We start from the raw sequence: 1,030 nt of genomic DNA, 5'->3' as shown, positions 1-1,030 counted from the left end.
AAGCCACTCATTATGGAAATCACACTATCATTACCGTTAGAGATGATGGTCGTGGTATTAGACTCGAGCAAATTCCAACTTGCGCAATGGCGACAGGCTTAGAGCCTACTATCTTAGAACAAGCTACAGATGAAGAAATATTATCACTAATGTATGAGCTTGGGATGGGTTCCTTCGAGACATCTGATCATGGTGTGGAGATAGATGTGGTTCGCAACAAATTAAAACCTATCGGGGGGGATATCAAAGTTGATGCTATCCCAACAATTGGCTCTACCTTTACTCTTTCAGTACCTTTCAAAGTTTATTAAGGTGCGTGATTGCTGTCAGTCATTTTAACAGGAAGGTAGTACCGCTGCGCGAAAGTCAGAAGTTGTAGGGTGCGTTAGACAGAAGGTCGTAACGCACCAAACTATTATATTGTAAGACTTCAACGGTATATTGCAGACGAAATTGCATGAATCATCAATCTCCAAGTCTGCGCAGTGAGCAAGCGTTTAATTGCTGGATCTGTTAATTGAAGACGGCGTTTAAAACCTTGTGCATATTTACCACTGCGCCAACGACCACAATTGCTGGTGCTTCAAATTTAGTGGTTTCTACTTGTTCTATAATTGTCCCTAATTCACCAATCAATTCTTGTTGATCCGGTCTTGTACCCCAACGTACCAGTGCTATGGGTGTTTGTGAACTCAACCCAGCCTGTGTTAACTGTTCTACAATGTAGGGCAGGTTGTGAATTCCCATGTAGATGACAATTGTTTCTGAGCCATGCGCGATCGCATTCCAATTAATCGCTGGATGATACTTACCTGCAGTCTCATGACCAGTTACAAAAGTTACCGACGAACTATACAAGCGATGCGTTAAAGGTATCCCCGCATAAGCTGGAGCCGCAATTCCCGATGTGATTCCAGGCACAACTTCCACTGGTATCCCGGCTTTCAGCAATTCCTCCATTTCCTCGCCACCGCGACCAAATATAAAGGGATCGCCTCCTTTCAGCCTTACAACAACTGCATGATCCTGC

Annotated in this window: 2 protein-coding genes; one reads left to right on the top strand and one right to left on the bottom strand. The window is 43.9% G+C overall.

Going from position 1 to position 1,030, the window contains the following annotated elements; translation table 11 throughout:
- Positions 1 to 311, top strand: a 311-nt coding sequence (locus G4P69_RS38830) for an ATP-binding protein (protein WP_243903200.1), incomplete at its 5' end; no start/stop codon positions are given.
- A gap of 202 nt (positions 312 to 513) precedes the next feature.
- Here G4P69_RS38830 and cobA read toward each other — a convergent pair.
- Positions 514 to 1,030: uroporphyrinogen-III C-methyltransferase (gene cobA / locus G4P69_RS38825; RefSeq protein ID WP_208355386.1), on the bottom strand; the 517-nt coding region annotated here is incomplete at its 5' end.

It is taken from the genome of Aetokthonos hydrillicola CCALA 1050 (assembly GCF_017591665.1).
Classification (GTDB): domain Bacteria; phylum Cyanobacteriota; class Cyanobacteriia; order Cyanobacteriales; family Nostocaceae; genus Aetokthonos; species Aetokthonos hydrillicola.
Note: the sequence above shows the minus strand (reverse complement) of the source record. Positions and strands in the feature narration are given on the sequence as shown.